Origin of the sequence: Enterococcus sp. C53 (assembly GCF_040887425.1) — a bacterium.
Classification (GTDB): domain Bacteria; phylum Bacillota; class Bacilli; order Lactobacillales; family Enterococcaceae; genus Enterococcus_B; species Enterococcus_B hirae.
The window spans coordinates 70,133-86,554 of record NZ_JBFOFT010000006.1; the positions used below are offsets into that span (position 1 = coordinate 70,133).

Genomic DNA, 16,422 nt, shown 5'->3' on the forward strand with positions numbered 1-16,422 from the left:
GTGGATATACTTTATCTTATACTAGCAGGAATAGCAGAGATCATAATGGTCTTTTCTCTTAAAAATTCACACGGATTTAAAAAAATAAATTGGAGTATTATAACTATTATTTCTGCAGCCTCTAGTTTACTCCTTTTATCGCATTCAATGAATACATTAGAAGCTGGGCTTAGCTATAGTATTTGGGTAGCTTTTGGTTCCATTGGTTCAATGATCCTTGGAGTATTTTTATTTAAAGAAAAAATGAACTGGCTGCAATTTGCTTCCATGATTATTATTTTATTTTCTGTGATTGGGCTAAAACTAGTTAGCTAATTAAATTGAAGAATCTATTGTCATTTGTGAGATTGGGACAAAACTTGTCTCAGTCTCTTCTACTATCACTAAAGCTGTTTTGCTAATTGAAAGCCATTTTCTTTTAAATACGCTTCAAATGCTTCTTATGTGATTTGAGTTTCATTCGGATCAAGCTTGGCACAAAACTCTCCGTTTTAAGCGATTATCTGGGCTTTTCCTTCAAAGTAAGGTTTTTCTTGACTTTCCTGATCTTTTCTTGCAATTGGTAAATCATAGATGTTGTTGGGGTTTGGACTCTACCTAAGGACAAACTTACTGGTATGCCTTTTTGCTGCAAGAGTAAACTATACCATGGGTTATCATTCATACCATCAATGAATCAACGTGAAATAACAAAAAATCTGAGACAGAATGAGGTTCATTCTGACCCAGATTTGATCACGCTGAGCACTTACTCAACTTTTTTAGCCGGAAGCGAACGTTTTCTTGCCCGCAATGCGAATTTAAATGAAAAATCATCAACTGGCTTATTCATAGTATAAGATTCCAGTAAATTAATATTTTTCCGATAACTATTAGCAGAAAAAGTTGTGATTTTCTCAGCTTCTTCATACTCATCAACGATTTTGCGCTCTAAGTAATAGCCACGTAACATTTTTTTAGAATAAAGACTGTCTTGTTGGATCATCCAAGAGGAGATCAAATTTCCTGAAGCCATTTTGATGCCTTCCATTTTTCGTTGTTGGATGAAAAAGTTGACCATTGTTTCATCATAAACATCGGTTAGGTTTTCTAAACTCTCAATGATCAATTGTGTGTTTTTTTGATAGGTTTCCCGAATTTCTTGAATATCTTTTTCAGAAATCAGTGTCTTTCGATCTGATTTTTGTCGTTGCCAGAACATTTTGGGATGTAAGATGATCCGAATCAACCGTCGAACAAAAATAAACCAGAAGCCGACAAACGACAGTACCTGACTAGTAATAGAGTGTTCAAAATTAGCAAGAAATCGTGAATAAAAACGATAGCCATTTGAGGAAAGCTTATCAGAACGATAACTTTTATCTAACCCATCACGTTCGATGGATAAAATCAATGCTTGAATTTCTTGTACTTCTTGCTTTTCATCATCAGAAAGATCTTTTAAATAAAGATCACGGATACGCTCTTGATAGTTTTCGATCACTGCTTCAGTTGCTAAATATTCTTTTGAATCTTTATCTAACGTTTTGATTTCAGATTTCAATACTTCAATGACTTCTTCTAGGATCATTAAAGCATTCAAATCTGTTTTCACTACCTCTTCCGTTTCTGTCAACAGGGGTAAAACCACGATGCCTACGATCAGCGTTACCAAAATAACTCCTGCCGTCAAAAATAATAATAAAGAGCGCTGATAAAAAATCATTTGGTTAATCGTAAAAGGTAAGATGAAAATCGTTGCTAAACTAACCGTTCCTTTCACACCACCAAAAGTTAAAATCAAAATCTCATTCAATTGTTCCTTGAATTCTTTTCCTTTATATTTAAATAAATAAAAAAGACTGATCGAAACAAAGCGAATCATAAATAAGATCATTGAGATCAACAAAATCGTGATTAACAGCAACCAATTTGAATAAAGCCCATCTCCCCAAACTGGAGAAAATACTTGGGTTAATTCGATTCCTAAAAAGATAAAAACTAACGCATTCAGCGTAAATGTGATTGTTGTCCATGTACTATCGGACAAACTTGATAACTCCGCATCAAACACCGAGATTTTTCTAAATCCCGAAGCTTGCAATACCCCAGCTACTACTGCGGCAATAATCCCTGAAACATCAAATACTTCTGCTAAAACATACGCTAAAAACGGTAATAGCAATTCAATTAACAAGTAACCTGTCACATCTCTGGCAGAAGCCTTCTCAATCAGATTAATTACTTTTCGTTTGACCCAGACAAGTAAAAAGCCAACGACGGCTCCTCCTATACTAGAAAACACAAGTGTAAATCCTGCGTTGACTGCAGAAAAAGAGCCCGTGATCAATGCAGCTAATGCAAATTGAAAGACGGTAACACCTGAAGCATCATTCAATAATCCTTCGCCTTCTAAAATATGCATCGCTTTATTTGGGATATTCACCCGTCCAGAGAGCGAGCTGACAGCGACAGCATCGGTTGGTCCAAGAGCCGCTCCAAAAGCAAAACAAGCAGCTAATGGCACGCTGGGTAATAAAAACGACAGCGTGAAACCAACCCCGACTAATGTCAGGATTACCCCTCCAAAAGCCAGAAATAAAATCGTATCAAAGTTTTTCAGGATCGAGGATACATCGGCTTTTTCTCCTTCACGAAAAAGCAACGGCGCAATGATCATCACTAGAAAGAGTTCTGGTTCAAAGTTGATCGATTGGCCCCATTCTGTTAAGCCTAAGATGATACCAAGAAATATTTGGATCAGTGGAGCTGGGATCATAGGTAAAATGCGGCTAGCTATATTAGATAAGGTGATCGTTACAGCAAATACGATCACTAACTCAGCAAATTCCATGGTCCGTCCCCTTTATTTTTTATTTTGAGCGAGTACCTTTAGAAATTGTTCTTTTTTCTTCAATATTTTGTTTTCTACCACTTCTGCTTGTACATTGTTTCCTTCTAATTCACACTGTACTCGCTTTGATTCTAAACGTAGCAAATCATGTTTCAATCGCTCAAGCTGACGGTACATGATGATATTTTTCTTCCGCAGCTTACAAAGGATTTGCCGACGATCTTCCATTGAAAACGCACCATAACGATCATGCAACAGTTTCTTTTGTTCTTCAAAGCTCTTCCTCATTTTTAAGATCTCCTAAATGCAAACTTGATCTTCATGAAACACTGAACGTTAAAAGGAAAAGGATTCTCCTTCATTAGACAAGTTCAGCTGGATTCGAAGAATAAGTTTGCTTGAATTTCAGAAACTCATTCTATTCCAAATGGAAGAAAATATCAAGTGCGGAAAACACACCAAAAAAGGAGCTGGGAAACCATTTCCGCTCCTTTCTCAGCTATCCATTAAACTTTGGTTTTATTCAAAAAACTCGCCATAGATATCTTCAACACGTTGATCCGGATTGATCACGATGTATAAATTACCTGTTTTTTCACTGATTTTAGTTGATTGGTATTGATTATCCAATCCTTCTGTTCCTTTATCAAGATAAGGGAAATAAACTAGGTCAGGTGTACCATTGCGATAAAGAATCTCCATCCGTTCAATATCTTCATATTTTAATGCACGGTTGAACATGCCCATCTCTAATCCACCTAAGTTGATGTCGTGAGTTGCTACGGAATCACCTTCGTGAAAAATTTCGATCTTAAATCCAGCACAAGGATGGATTTCCATAAATTCACTACCATTGATTCGTCCAAAACTCGTTGTTATTTGTTTGATCCACAAATCACCAATATGGCGACGATTGATCGTCCACGTTTCGCCGTTTCGGAAATAAAATTTTAGCGCTGTCATTTCTTTACTCATAAAAAAATCCCCTTTTGACGTCATTTATTCTGGTTCCCTTTTAGTTTAGCACACATCCCACGTGAAGGTCACATCTAAAGTTTTTTCAAAGATGTGAAACTTTAGAAGCGTTCCACTATTGACAAAAAAATCCGGAAGCAACTCCCCAGCAATAAGCGAGGATTTTCTAAATAGGAGAAGTTTTTAAATTCCTCACTTATTACTCAGAGCTGATTGCTTCTTTCAGAATCTCTATTAAAGCGCGACTTCGACATTCATCGAAATCTATAAATGGTTATTTTGCTGGAGATAATCAACAAGGGCACTTGCTTCATTTGCTAAATTTCCCTCTACCACTGCTCTTTCTGCAGCTTGAAGTGCATCACTGACCCATTTCCCTGGTTTCTTGTCACTCACACTAAGAAGTTTCTTCCCATCAATTGCTAACTCTCGCATGGATGTAATCGGTAATTGATCATAGCACTTTGCTACTTGTTCTAGTTGAGGTGTTTCACCAAAATAAATCATGAGTTCTTCTGTCTTCAAAGCGTTCTCTTTTCCCAAACAATAGAGTACCATTGGTTCCAACATCTGTCTTTTACGTTGAATCAATCCATGAACGATCATTTGAACTTCTCGAATCATTTGGTTGGAACATTTCCATTCCTTTAAGAAAGGACGGATCTCACTTTCTTGAAGTCCTAACTGATCGATCAACAATGCCCACGCCTGACTTTCAGTTTGCAATGGTTCATCTGGTAAATCGGCAAAACGTAACAAGGCTTCACCATAGTCTCTTAAACCTGGACAATAAATATAACATTGCGTCTCAACGAATGTTCTCAATCCTGTAGAACGCTCTTTCCCTAATAACATTTTGATGAATTCCACATTAATCCGTTCGACAGAAATTTTTCCTAATAATGAATGGTTGGCCTGAATGGCCGCAGCCGTTTCTTGCTCGAGCGTAAACCCAATTTGACTAACAAATCGAATCCCACGCATCATACGCAAAGCATCTTCATGAAACCGTTCCTGTGGATCGCCTACTGCTCGAAGGATCTGGTTTTCTAAATCAGCTAACCCGTCAAATAAATCAATGATTTGACCATCTTCTTTTAATGCAAATGCATTGATCGTAAAATCACGTCTTTTTAGATCCTCTTCAAGTGAACGGACAAATTCGACATGATCTGGACGACGATAATCTTGATAGGTCGATTCTGTCCGAAAGGTCGTGATTTCATATTGTTCCTCTTCAGCCAAGACCAAAACGGTGCCATGTTCAATGCCGATATCAATGGTTTTCGGAAAAAGTTGTTTGATTTCTTCTGGGAATGCACTTGTTGCGATATCTACATCATGGATGGGTTGATCCAACAAGATATCTCTAACGCTTCCTCCGACAAAATAAGCTTCAAAACCCGCTTGCTCCAATTTATTCAAGACAGGAATCGCTTTTTGGTATTCTCTTGGTAATTGTTTTAGTTTCATTGTTTTCCCTCTTCCAACTTGATGGCTTACGCTTTTTTATCATCCTTATTTGCTTCTTTTCTTTCAAAGCGATTGTGATCTCTGCGATTAAATTTTTCCATATTTTTTTCAAATACATCCGTTAAATCGATTTCCAGGGAATTTGCCATGATCATAGTGACAAATAAAACATCACCTAATTCTTCTGCTACAGAATTGTTGGGCTCCGTTTCTTTCTTCGCTTTTTCACCGTATGTATGATTGACTTCTCGAGCCAGCTCCCCGACTTCTTCTGTTAAGCGTGCCATTTGAGCTAATGGAGAAAAATAGCCTATTTTAAACTGTTGGATATAGTCATCTACTTCCTGTTGCATACTTCTTAAAGAACGTTCTTTTGTCATTTCTTCTCCACCTTTCCTATTTATCTTACCAAAAACTACGTCCAAATCCTAGGCAAGAGCGATTGAGAAAATAAAGATTACGTGCTACATTGAGTATTGTGATGTAAAAAGAATGAAATATTGCGAAAATATTAGTCGGTTTATCGAAGGAGTGGTTTGATGATCTCAATGAAAACAGTTAAAGAAGTCGTAATGATTATGGTTGGTACAAGTATTTATGCGTTTGGACTCGTTTATTTAAATATTGCGAATCATTTAGCAGAAGGTGGCGTTTCAGGGATCACTTTGATCTTACGCGCACTTTTTGGGATTGATCCTGCCTACTCTACACTTTTGATCAATATACCTTTGATTTTGATTGGGGGAAAAATTTTAGGAAAACGTTCACTCGCTTATACCGTCTTAGGAACAGTTTCGTTGTCTGCATTTTTATGGATTTGGCAACGTGTTCCTTTACAAATCAATCTTCAACATGACTTACTGATCGTTTCATTATTGGCTGGCTTAATTGCCGGAACTGGAAGTGGTCTGGTCTATCGGATGGGTGGAACTACCGGTGGAAGTGATATCATTGCTCGTATATTAGAAAAGAATTATGGGATCTCAATGGGTCGATCTTTACTGGTATTAGATGTTATCGTTTTGTTGGCTTCATTGACTTACATTGACTTGAAACGCATGATGTATACGTTAATTGTTTCTTATGTTTTCAGCCGTGTCATTGATTCAATCTTAGATGGCGGTTACTCAGCTAAAGGGATTTTAGTCGTCTCAAACAAAAATGAAGAAATTGCCCCACTATTGATGACTGGATTAGAACGCGGCGTCACTTTTTTAAGTGGTGAAGGTGGATTTTCTGGTCATTCTAAAAAAATTATCTATATGGTGGTTAGTTCGAGTGAATTGAATGAAGTGAAACGAATCGTCCATGAAATCGATGAAAAAGCCTTTCTATCGATCATCAATGTCCATGAGGTCGAAGGAGAAGGATTCACTTATCTTAAACCACAGTCTAAGTTATTTAAGCGAATATAGCTCTCTCCTAGTCCTACTCGTTTTTCTGGAGTGAGTTTCATCTTTCTTTTTGGCATACAAAATCCCCCTATACAGGACTTTTATATTTCAGTGTCCTATATAGGGGGAGCATATCAACTTTCCTCAGTCTCTTTTAGTATCTTTAAAAACGAATAAACGTTTAGATAAAAGTATCCTTAGTTAGGATTCTTTCCTGCATGTTCGCCTTTTACTTGGTTCTTGCTTAATATTTCACGATTAACTTCATCGGACAATTCCAGGAAAGCATCTTTATCCCCTTTTTCAAGCGCTTGATCAATCTGTAAGTAAAGCATTTTGAGATGGGCTGCTTGTTCTTTCTCTTTGAGATATTGCTCGACTAGTTCAAGATCTTCTTCACTAATAGAGTCGTTCCAAGATGCAAAGGGGTTCTCTTCTAAAACCATTAAATACTCTTTCGTCTGCCAAGCATTTTCAAAAAGGCATTCTACATATAGCGGTCTTTTCCAATTTAATCGAATTTCATGAAAAATTTGATCAGTATCGGTAAACTCTTTCCCCTCGAGAAATAATTTCATTGGTTCTCCATCGAAAGAAAGGTCACTGATTTGTAATCCCCGATTTGCTTGATTCGCTCCTTCAACAAAATGAACATTACTTAAGATTGCTTCATGATTAGCCAAGTAATTCAAAATCCAAAAAACCTCTCTGCGACTAAATGAAACATGATTGACCATCCAAGTTAAGAAATTCTTTTTTTCCTTTACATCTATTAGCATTTTACTCACCTCTCTGCTAGGTCGTCTAATACTGACAATGCCTCCAAATCTCCAGGTTCCAATTCTAAATAATGAGTAAGTAGATCTTTTGTTTTTGTCAATTGTCCTTCTTCTCGTAAGAATAAGGCGTATTCTTTTAGAAAATCAGGTTCATGCTCCAATTCGTGATACGCTTGTTCATAATGAACAGCTGCTAGCGTGAAGTCCTCTAATTCATTATAGGCATGGGCTAAATTCCATTCCGCATATGGATTTGCAGTTTCTTCCATTTGCTCGATACTCTTGATTACATCTTCGTAACGTTCTTCATCTAAATACAAATTACTTAATGTTAATAATGTTTCGTCTTGTTTTTCGCCTAATTCCAACGCATTTAATAATAGTTTTTCTGCTTTTTCTTTGTCATGTAGGCGATACGCATTTTCAGAAGCTAAGTGATAGAGTTCTACTTGATAAGGATTTTCTTTGATCCCATCTTCAAGAACTTTCTGCGCTTCTTCAATCAATTCTTCTTCTTGCAATGCTTGACCTAAATAAAGATAAAGAGATTGATATTGGGGATTTACTTCTCTCAATTCTTGTAAATAATTGATCGTTTTTTCATTTTCTTTTAGCTGCAGATTGGTGAAAGCTAACTGGAATAAGCGATCATCTGTCCGTTCTTCCTGCAATGCTTGTTCCAATGGTTCGATTGCTGCTTCAAACTCTCCTTGCATGCTTAGAGATTGTCCTAAACGTTCCTGCATAGAGATGCCAGAAATCTCATCAATATTACTTGATAATAATAGTTGATAGATCGTTGCAGCTTCAGCAAAACGATCGACTGAAAAGTAAAGTTCAGCTAATGCAAATTGGATCAATGGTTCATCAGGCAACAACGCAGCTGCTTCCTTCAATTTCGCTTCACTGACTTCAGGAATACCGATCACTTGATATAAATCAGCAATTGCTAATAAAGCTTGAGGATAGTAGTCACTTTCTTTTGAAATGTTTTCCAGATATTCAAATGCTTGATCGATTTCATTATCTTCAATCGCAATTTCCGCCAATGGAATGAACAACTCATCATTTTCGGGGTACTGTTTCACTAACTGTCCAAAAATTTGCTTTGCTTCTTCTAAAAAACCAATCGCTAAGAGTTCTTCCCCTAATTCAGCCAAAACATCGGCCGGATCTTCTTTCAAAGCTTGTGTCAGATATAACTGAGCTTGCGCCAAATCTTCCTCTGACAATGCTTGTAACATTTTTTCACTATTTGTATTCATTTAAATCCCTCTAATCTCACTAATAATCTCGTCATAAGATTTCATTGTTTGTATTAATTCTTGTTCCTTTGGCGATTGATATTTCTCTATTATACCAATTTTTTTCAAAACAAGAATTTTTTTGCTTTTTTCCGCTAGAAGCAAGACATTTTCTAAATAATCAATTTTTGATAATTGTTCTGGCCAATCGATAGGATAACCCAGATGTTTCAACCAGATAAAAAAATTTTTCAATTGAAAGGACATATCCGCTAGTCCTACATTCCAAGTAAGATGAAAAAGCATTCCTAATAGTTTTTTCATACTAGCTGATAACAAATGACCATTTTCTGTTAGGTAAAAAGCTTGTTCAAATAGTTTACCATAATTTGAGAGATTTTCCGCATCTACTTGGTAAAAACTAATCATTTCTTCCAGCATCCCCGTAAAAGCCCGCTGAGATAACTGCCTTGGTTGCGGATAGTTTTTATAGAGATTTTGTAAAAAATGATAATCACAAACTAAACCACATGTTATCAAAGTCAAAAAATCTATTTGTTTCCCTTCTCCTTGTTTTTCACTGATTGTTTGATCGTAAACAATTCGTTCTGGAAGGTTGGTCGTTCGCAAGACGACTTGATTTGGCAATTGTAAAATATTTCGTTGAGGAGTTAATGCCCGGGCCATTGAACGAATCGATACCGGTATTAGCCATAATGTTGATGCAAGTGAGGTATGCTTCTGGAAAAAACCTGCTAAATCCATGATCCCCTCATTCCCAAACCCAATGATAAGTAAGGATTGGTTTTCAGGATATCGTTTTGCAAATGTCACAAGATTACTTAGTTCTGTTAAGTGATTACATTGAGTATTGGCACAGATATACCAATCAATCTCACTTGGGTTAGGAAACTGTTGGTTGATTTTCTCAACAAACAAATCGTAATACCGTTGGTTCGTCAAAAATAAAACAGGCTGATCAATCGTTATTGTTTTCAGTTGGCTGACCAACGTTTCCCCATAATAGATTTTTGTTTGTTCTTCTTGTCCTTGATAGTCGATTTCCATAAGCACCCCTCCTTTTCTTTATTTTACCATTAGTAAGTAAAATCGGAAAAGAATAGGGTAAATTCTTGGGAGAATATAGAAAAACTTCGTAATTCACCTACATTTAAGAGCACCTATTTAAAGAATTCTTGTGTAATAAATCGGGCATGGTATACTGTAATACGAAGTAAAAGATTATATAGGACTTTGCTTTTCATTTTATAAAACGGAGAAATGGATTAAGCAATTTTATTCAACTAAATTTCATCAAAAATGAGGGATAAGTTTTGTCAAAAATAAATAAAAAATCAGTTACAGCAATATTAATTATCTCCCTATGTGCTTTTTTTATGGTTTCACCTCAAATTTATAAACATGCACTCATTGTTTCAAATGACTGGGTATTTCATATGAACCGTTTCTATGACACGGCTATGCAATTAAAAAATGGCACGTTTAATTATTTCCAATCCATCTACGGTTTTAGCCAATCGGGAAGAGTCATCAATGCCCTTTATGGAACCGACTTTGCCTATTTACATGGACTGTTACTTTTAATTTTTAAAACTTGGTTCAGATTCCAACTTGTATCTACTTTTCTGTGTTACTTCACTGCCGGTACATCGATGTATTTCCTTGGACGGTACTGCCATTTAGAGCAAAAAATTGCTACTGGGATGGCTATTTTATACATGGGTACACCTACCATTTTTTACTATACTCTTGCCCAAAATTTTTCTGGTTGGGGTGCTGCCTTTTTACCTCTTATTTTTATTCCAGCTGTTAGAATGATAAGAAATCGGGAAAGCCCAATCCAACCTGTGGTGCTAGGAGGAACCATTTCATTATTGCTATCTGTCCATATGTTTTCAACCTTACTAGCCGTAGCCGCTTTGATTCCCTTTTTCCTTGTGGGTTTGCTTTACTCTAACAAAAAACTAGTAATAATCAAACAGGCTCTGCTAGCAGTGGTGATCGCTATCGGTCTTTCTTTCAATACGTTTGCTGCTTTTCTGGATTTGTCCAATGATACCTTGATTCCACCATACGCAGTAACTGATCTATTATCGAATAGTACTTCACTTTCGTTTGGTTCAATTGGCTGGACAAACTTTGGACTAATCCTTTCTATGATATTTATTTTTCAACTTGTGTTTACTATCGTCCACTTTAATAAACTCAATGTGTTGGAAAAAACAATCAACTTAGTCGGAGCATTCTTTTTACTTGTCTCTTCTAAATACATTCCTTGGAATGATATCGGCAATTATTTTACATTTGTTCGCAAAATGCAATTTCCACAAAGACTGGGTTGCCTCGCATGTATCTTATTAATACTAGGGTTCGGTTTTACCATTCAAAAAACCTTTGTAACTTTAGAGAAACAATCGGTTTTAAAAATCAGTGTGCCACTATTACTGACTTTTTCATTGTTAAATTTAACAGGTGGCTATGCTTTAATTTCGGATACAGCAGCTATCTGGAATAGTGATGCCCCACTTTCTAAAGACACCAGTGCTGCTGAAACCTTAGAAAGTAATGCAAGTAATATTCGTCACCTATTTGGAGGCAATGCTGATCTATCTGCTGCTTTACAAATACACAGAAAACCGATGGCTGACTATTTACCCGCTAGTGGTGGACAATTGGAAGATCCTTACAAAGCTTATAAAGAGGACGTTTTACACAATTCTATCCCTCTTAAAAGATCAATTGACAAACAAGGGAATATACATCTAACTTTCACTGCTAAAGATACAAATAAAATAACTTTACCAGTAATCATTTACCACAATAGTTCCCTCATAATCAATGGAAAATCTAGAAGTGAAGCACAATATTCACTGACTTCAATAGGCGCTCTAAGAATTTCTCCAAAGATTGGTACAAATGAAATTATTGTAGGATATAAACCAGGTAAACTATTCAGATCAGCTATTTATCTCCGAATATTAACAGTGGTTATCATCATTGCTTACTATATGAGCAAACGATGCAAATTTTTCAGTAAAAACAAACGCACGCAATAACCGATGAGCAAAAGATTTTTTCTAAACAGCCAGATAGACAAATGAGACAATGAACGAAGCAATCAACTTTGAATAAATAAGAGGTTGTAAAAATAACGACTATCTTATTCATTAAGATAGTTTGAAAAAATAGCTTTTCGTCAATAATGACTGAGAAGTTTTGTATTAAAAATCTGGGACAGAATGAACCGTATTCTGCCTCAGATTTTTTTATTATTGTTTAAAGCAAAGTTGTGAAAAGAGCGTAAATCAGAGGTTTTGCAAGCATCGGGAGCTTCGATGACAATGAGAAAAGATTTTTTGAAATAGCTTCTCCTATTTTAGAAAATCATCGCTTATTGCTGAGAAATTGATAAAAGAATTGTATCGAAAACCTTCAACGTATCGTTTAGGTCGATTTGCTGAATTTATGTTTTTGACGGGCACACACATCGGAGAAGCAATAGAAATACAAGCGAAAGATTTTGATTTTGAAAATAGTCAAGCTTTCGTAAACGGATCAATTGATCGTTCTGAAGAATATCGAAGAGGGATCAAGGGATCTGTTAAAACAAACGCATCATACAGAAATCTTGATATAACAAATAGAACTCTTTGTTTGGTTAAACGGACAATTGAAGAAGTAACTTGGGATTCTATGGAAAACGACAAGTTCGAAAATCTCAACTATCTATTTGTAACGAAGAACGGGGTTCCTGTACAAAACAATTCTTTCAATCTAGCTTTGAAAAGAGCTGATGAACGTGTTGATTTAGCGCATAAAATTTATCATCTCATATTTTTCGCCATACGCACGTTTCGTGGTTGACAGAAAAAGGATAGCCGTTAAAAGCAATCATGGATAGAGTTGGACATGAAGACTCTAAAATCACAAATCAAATTTACACTCACGTTACATAGAGAATGCGAGTTAACATTTTAGAGGACTTAGAAAAAGATGGGCTCTGATTATTATTGCCCCTTTTCTGCCCCTTTTTCATATTTCGACTTAAGAAAAACGCCTGTAGCTCTAGAGCCACAGGCGTTTATTCAGCCGTATTATTTAACAGCGTCTTTTAATGCTTTACCTGGTTTGAATGCAGGTACTTTGCTAGCTGGGATTTCGATTTCTTCACCAGTTTGTGGATTACGTCCTTTACGTGCAGCACGTTCGCGAACTTCAAAGTTACCAAAACCGATTAATTGAACTTTTTCGCCGTTAGCTAAAGCATCTTGAATAGTTGAAAATACAGCATCGACTGCTGCAGTTGCATCTTTTTTAGTTAAGTCAGTAGCTGAAGCAACTTTTTCGATTAATTCTGCTTTGTTTGCCATGGATAGATTCACCTCCTCCACAAGAGATATGATGTAAAACATCAGTTTAGTTAAAAACATTCTGAGTGGTCCAGAAGTTTAAAAGAAATATTGATCTAGTTCAATATTCTGTTATCACGATATCATATAAACCGCTTAATAGCAAGGTTTTTACCATTTTTCACGTGCTTTTTTTAGTCATAAAAACGTAATAAACAAAACCACCTATTTTTTTTGAAAAAAATCTGCCGATGTGGTAAAATGCCTATTTTCGTCTTCTTGGAATGATTCGGATCGAAGTTCCTTCGAAAGTAAATGCTTTACGAATTTGATTTTCTAAGAAACGTTCATAAGAAAAATGCATCAACTCTTCTTCGTTAACAAAAACGACGAAGGTTGGTGGTTTTACAGCCACTTGCGTAGCATAGAAAATCTTCAACCGCTTCCCTTTATCTGTTGGAGTCGGGTTGATTGCTACTGCATCCATGATGATATCATTCAAGACAGCAGACGGCACACGCAAGTTTTGATTCATACTTACTTCTTCGATCATTTCAGGTAAACGTTCTAAACGTTGTTTTGTGACTGCTGATACGAAGACGATTGGCGCGTAATCTAAATAACGAAATTCTTCACGAATTTCTTGCTCAAAATCACGCATCGTATTGGTTTCTTTTTTGACAAGATCCCATTTGTTTACCACGATGATCACACCACGTCCTGCTTCATGAGCGTATCCAGCTACCCGTTTGTCTTGCTCACGGATTCCTTCTTCAGCATTCAAAACCATCAAAACGATGTCGGAACGGTCAATAGCACGCATCGCACGCATCACACTGTATTTTTCGGTATTTTCATATACTTTTCCACGTTTACGCATTCCAGCAGTATCGATCATTAAAAATTTCTGACCGTTATCAGATACAAAGTGAGTATCGATAGCATCTCTAGTCGTTCCTTCTATATCCGAAACGATCACTCGTTCTTCTCCTAGAATCGCATTAATCAATGAAGATTTCCCAACATTTGGGCGGCCGATCAAACTAAATTTGATCGTATCATCCTCTTCTTCTTCCCCATCATTTGAAAAGTGTTTAATTGCTTCATCTAATACGTCGCCGATCCCTAAACCGTGACTCCCTGACACTGGATATGGATCACCCAATCCTAATGAATAAAATTCGTAAATATCGTTTCGCATTTCGGGATTATCCACTTTGTTAACTGCTAAAATCACAGGTTTATTACTGCGGTATAAAATTTTTGCTACTACTTCATCTGCATCGGTGACTCCTTCACGTCCGCTGACAACACAGATGATGACATCTGCTTCTTCAATCGCGATTTCTGCTTGATGCTTGATTTGATCCATGAATGGTTCGTCACCTAAATCAATCCCACCTGTATCGATCACACTGAATTCTCGACCTAACCATTCGCCTTTAGCATAAATACGATCGCGAGTTACTCCTGGAGTATCTTCGACAATCGAGATACGCTCGCCAGCGATGCGGTTAAAAATCGTAGACTTACCGACGTTCGGGCGGCCAACGATTGCAATTGTTGGATTTGCCATATTTTTTCCTCCTCACAAGTTTCCAATCTTACTTAGTGTAACGAAAGCTTTGCGAACTTTCAAGCATTGTTCGCTAAAATTACGCAAGTATTTATTCATTGGACAACTTTTTTTCATAAAACATCAAAGTGAATATTGAACCCTAGGAAACCACCTTTTATTCTTGTTTCTTTGGTTAAGGAACTTCATTGTTTCAATAACCCTAAAAACCATATTCAGAACCGCTAGATGAGCGTTAGCCTAAATATTCACACACTACTGAACTTAAAATCGATCAGTGACATTTGATTATAGCATAAATTGTTTCTCTCGTTTTCATTTTCTACTCTTTTTATTGTTTCATGATATGTGAAAGCTCTTTTCTTCACTCTCATTCTTTCAACGATCTTCATATTCTCAAACTCTCAGTTTATCTAGCGCAATATCCTAATTCCTTATTCTAGCCTGTATTTTCTTATGGTCACTTCATTAGTCCCACTGTGCCTACAATATAGCCTGATGCCCAAAAATGTTGATTTTCAAACTCAAATTAATATTTTCATGTTTACCAGAAATTATTAACGTCCTTTTTCTTTTAAATAGCCTGTAAAACTGGACATGCATATTTCATTAATCTACAACCGGAAAGTTTATGCCATATCTAGCTATGAGAAATAAGCCGAAGAATCCAAAAATAGTTCCTCCTATTTTTGGTATTCTTCAGCAATTTTTTGTTAAAGCAACTTCTTGAACCATGTGGATAAGGTCGTGAAAGAAGCGATCAGCTCCAAATTTTTTTGAACGAATGTGATAAACATCAAGAAAAGAATTTGACGTTAAATGCTCCCTCCGGGAAGTAACGAGATTGGCAAAATGTAATCCTTGCTTGTCTTTTCATTCTTCATTTTTTTCAGAAGAACATCAACAATCAGACTTGCGATTTCATCAATTGGTTGTCTGATTGTGGTCAATTGTGGGAAAAATTTCTCAACAAAAGATGTTCCATCATAGCCAATAATTTTTAGATCTTCTGGGATATTAAGTTTAAGCTGATGAGCAATTTTCATAGTAAGAATGGCTGTTAGATCATCAGAAACAAAAATACCATCTGGTTTGTGACTTAGGATCGTCGACTTGATTTCCATTTCTCGACGAATCGTAGAGAGATTATTAGGAATTTTGAAAACTTTGCCATTTGGATTTTGAAAAGAAAAACCAAGCGCACGTAACCCTGTTGGAGAATCCGTATTGTCATTTCCTGTAATCATAATACTATTTTGACAACCATTTTTTTGTAACGTTTTAGCAGCCAGTTTTCCACCTTCAAAGTTGTCTGAAGAAACAATGGAAACATTGGGAGCTAAGTTTCTATCAAAAGCGACAATAGGTGCTCCCACACGCTCATAATCAGCAATTCCAAGATTATGACTAGATGAGATAATCCCATCAACTTGATTCGCTTCAAGCATTTCAATATATTCCCGCTCTTTAGCAGGATCGTTCTGACTATTGCAAATAATTGTTTTATAGCCATGTTTGAATAATTCGATTTCCAGATACTCAATCAGTTCAGAGTAAAAGATATTACTGATATTAGGAAAAATAAGCCCAATAAGTTGGGGTGACTTTCCTTGAAGTCCACGTGCTAGATTATTAGGTTTGTAACCAAGAGTTTTCATAGCTTCATGAACTTTTTGTTTTGTTTTTTCCGATAGATATCCCTTATTGTTAATGACACGTGAAACGGTAGTTGGGCTAACTCCAGCTAGTTCAGCGACATCAGATAATTTTGCTACCAT

General features: G+C 36.3%; 15 protein-coding genes and 1 pseudogene. 4 read left to right on the forward strand and 12 right to left on the reverse strand.

The annotated features are described in order from the left end of the window. Positions 1-315 (forward strand): multidrug efflux SMR transporter, encoded by a 315-nt coding sequence (locus AB3I42_RS08985; protein WP_081122872.1) that lies wholly within the window; start codon positions 1-3, stop codon positions 313-315. Between the two features lie 128 nt (positions 316-443). On the opposite strand, the pseudogene AB3I42_RS08990 reads toward AB3I42_RS08985, so the two are convergent. From AB3I42_RS08990 to AB3I42_RS09015, 6 genes and pseudogenes are all read right to left on the reverse strand, one after another. Beyond that, positions 444-667: pseudogene (locus AB3I42_RS08990) on the reverse strand (type IA DNA topoisomerase); the annotation flags it as partial. Between the two features lie 81 nt (positions 668-748). After that, on the reverse strand, positions 749-2,833 hold the full coding sequence (locus tag AB3I42_RS08995; RefSeq protein ID WP_368022447.1) for a cation:proton antiporter: 2,085 nt from the start codon (positions 2,831-2,833) through the stop codon (positions 749-751). A 12-nt stretch (positions 2,834-2,845) separates the two neighbouring features. Further along, a complete protein-coding gene (locus AB3I42_RS09000; RefSeq protein ID WP_010719553.1) occupies positions 2,846-3,121 on the reverse strand; it encodes a hypothetical protein in 276 nt (91 codons plus the stop codon). A gap of 231 nt (positions 3,122-3,352) precedes the next feature. Then, positions 3,353-3,808: a hypothetical protein gene (locus tag AB3I42_RS09005; RefSeq protein ID WP_010751262.1), complete on the reverse strand. Its 456-nt coding sequence runs from the start codon at positions 3,806-3,808 to the stop codon at positions 3,353-3,355. A gap of 264 nt (positions 3,809-4,072) precedes the next feature. Next, positions 4,073-5,281 carry a CCA tRNA nucleotidyltransferase gene (locus tag AB3I42_RS09010; protein ID WP_010737362.1) on the reverse strand — a complete coding sequence of 403 codons (1,209 nt, stop codon included), beginning with the start codon at positions 5,279-5,281 and terminating at the stop codon, positions 4,073-4,075. Between the two features lie 26 nt (positions 5,282-5,307). Continuing rightward, on the reverse strand, positions 5,308-5,661 hold the full coding sequence (locus AB3I42_RS09015) for a nucleotide pyrophosphohydrolase (RefSeq protein ID WP_010737361.1): 354 nt from the start codon (positions 5,659-5,661) through the stop codon (positions 5,308-5,310). A gap of 159 nt (positions 5,662-5,820) precedes the next feature. Between AB3I42_RS09015 and AB3I42_RS09020 the strand changes: the two genes are divergently transcribed. Further along, positions 5,821-6,696 (forward strand): YitT family protein, encoded by an 876-nt coding sequence (locus AB3I42_RS09020; protein WP_010719557.1) that lies wholly within the window; start codon positions 5,821-5,823, stop codon positions 6,694-6,696. A 176-nt stretch (positions 6,697-6,872) separates the two neighbouring features. Here AB3I42_RS09020 and AB3I42_RS09025 read toward each other — a convergent pair whose 3' ends face one another. From AB3I42_RS09025 to AB3I42_RS09035, 3 genes are read right to left on the reverse strand one after another with little or no spacing between them, the layout of a single operon-like run. Further along, positions 6,873-7,454 (reverse strand): ReoY family proteolytic degradation factor, encoded by a 582-nt coding sequence (locus AB3I42_RS09025; RefSeq protein ID WP_010719559.1) that lies wholly within the window; start codon positions 7,452-7,454, stop codon positions 6,873-6,875. A gap of 5 nt (positions 7,455-7,459) precedes the next feature. Continuing rightward, entirely contained in the window at positions 7,460-8,719 is a 1,260-nt protein-coding gene (locus AB3I42_RS09030; protein ID WP_081130429.1) for a tetratricopeptide repeat protein, read from the reverse strand. Continuing rightward, positions 8,720-9,766 carry a hypothetical protein gene (locus AB3I42_RS09035; protein WP_010737358.1) on the reverse strand — a complete coding sequence of 349 codons (1,047 nt, stop codon included), beginning with the start codon at positions 9,764-9,766 and terminating at the stop codon, positions 8,720-8,722. 329 nt (positions 9,767-10,095) lie between these two features. Here AB3I42_RS09035 and AB3I42_RS09040 point away from each other — a divergent pair, with 329 nt between their 5' ends. Both AB3I42_RS09040 and AB3I42_RS09045 read left to right on the forward strand, forming a co-directional pair. After that, a complete protein-coding gene (locus AB3I42_RS09040; RefSeq protein ID WP_241545965.1) occupies positions 10,096-11,775 on the forward strand; it encodes a hypothetical protein in 1,680 nt (559 codons plus the stop codon). Between the two features lie 361 nt (positions 11,776-12,136). Then, on the forward strand, positions 12,137-12,583 hold the full coding sequence (locus AB3I42_RS09045) for a tyrosine-type recombinase/integrase (RefSeq protein ID WP_368022448.1): 447 nt from the start codon (positions 12,137-12,139) through the stop codon (positions 12,581-12,583). A gap of 230 nt (positions 12,584-12,813) precedes the next feature. Here AB3I42_RS09045 and AB3I42_RS09050 read toward each other — a convergent pair whose 3' ends face one another. The 3 genes from AB3I42_RS09050 to AB3I42_RS09060 form a co-directional block, all read right to left on the reverse strand. Further along, positions 12,814-13,089 carry an HU family DNA-binding protein gene (locus AB3I42_RS09050; protein WP_002290178.1) on the reverse strand — a complete coding sequence of 92 codons (276 nt, stop codon included), beginning with the start codon at positions 13,087-13,089 and terminating at the stop codon, positions 12,814-12,816. Positions 13,090-13,333: 244 nt separating this feature from the next. After that, on the reverse strand, positions 13,334-14,644 hold the full coding sequence (gene der, locus AB3I42_RS09055) for a ribosome biogenesis GTPase Der (RefSeq protein WP_010719563.1): 1,311 nt from the start codon (positions 14,642-14,644) through the stop codon (positions 13,334-13,336). A gap of 815 nt (positions 14,645-15,459) precedes the next feature. Beyond that, positions 15,460-16,422 carry a LacI family DNA-binding transcriptional regulator gene (locus AB3I42_RS09060; RefSeq protein ID WP_010737356.1) on the reverse strand — a complete coding sequence of 321 codons (963 nt, stop codon included), beginning with the start codon at positions 16,420-16,422 and terminating at the stop codon, positions 15,460-15,462.

Excerpts from the sequence above, each read along its gene's own strand:
- AB3I42_RS08995 (WP_368022447.1), bottom strand. The coding sequence starts at position 2,833 with ATGGAATTTGCTGAGTTAGTGATCGTATTTGCTGTAACGATCACCTTA.
- AB3I42_RS09000 (WP_010719553.1), bottom strand. The coding sequence starts at position 3,121 with ATGAGGAAGAGCTTTGAAGAACAAAAGAAACTGTTGCATGATCGTTAT.
- AB3I42_RS09005 (WP_010751262.1), bottom strand. The coding sequence starts at position 3,808 with ATGAGTAAAGAAATGACAGCGCTAAAATTTTATTTCCGAAACGGCGAA.
- AB3I42_RS09010 (WP_010737362.1), bottom strand. The coding sequence starts at position 5,281 with ATGAAACTAAAACAATTACCAAGAGAATACCAAAAAGCGATTCCTGTC.
- AB3I42_RS09015 (WP_010737361.1), bottom strand. The coding sequence starts at position 5,661 with ATGACAAAAGAACGTTCTTTAAGAAGTATGCAACAGGAAGTAGATGAC.
- AB3I42_RS09020 (WP_010719557.1), top strand. The coding sequence starts at position 5,821 with ATGATCTCAATGAAAACAGTTAAAGAAGTCGTAATGATTATGGTTGGT.
- AB3I42_RS09025 (WP_010719559.1), bottom strand. The coding sequence starts at position 7,454 with ATGCTAATAGATGTAAAGGAAAAAAAGAATTTCTTAACTTGGATGGTC.
- AB3I42_RS09030 (WP_081130429.1), bottom strand. The coding sequence starts at position 8,719 with ATGAATACAAATAGTGAAAAAATGTTACAAGCATTGTCAGAGGAAGAT.
- AB3I42_RS09035 (WP_010737358.1), bottom strand. The coding sequence starts at position 9,766 with ATGGAAATCGACTATCAAGGACAAGAAGAACAAACAAAAATCTATTAT.
- AB3I42_RS09040 (WP_241545965.1), top strand. The coding sequence starts at position 10,096 with ATGGTTTCACCTCAAATTTATAAACATGCACTCATTGTTTCAAATGAC.
- AB3I42_RS09050 (WP_002290178.1), bottom strand. The coding sequence starts at position 13,089 with ATGGCAAACAAAGCAGAATTAATCGAAAAAGTTGCTTCAGCTACTGAC.
- der (WP_010719563.1), bottom strand. The coding sequence starts at position 14,644 with ATGGCAAATCCAACAATTGCAATCGTTGGCCGCCCGAACGTCGGTAAG.
- AB3I42_RS09060 (WP_010737356.1), bottom strand. The coding sequence starts at position 16,422 with ATGGTAGCAAAATTATCTGATGTCGCTGAACTAGCTGGAGTTAGCCCA.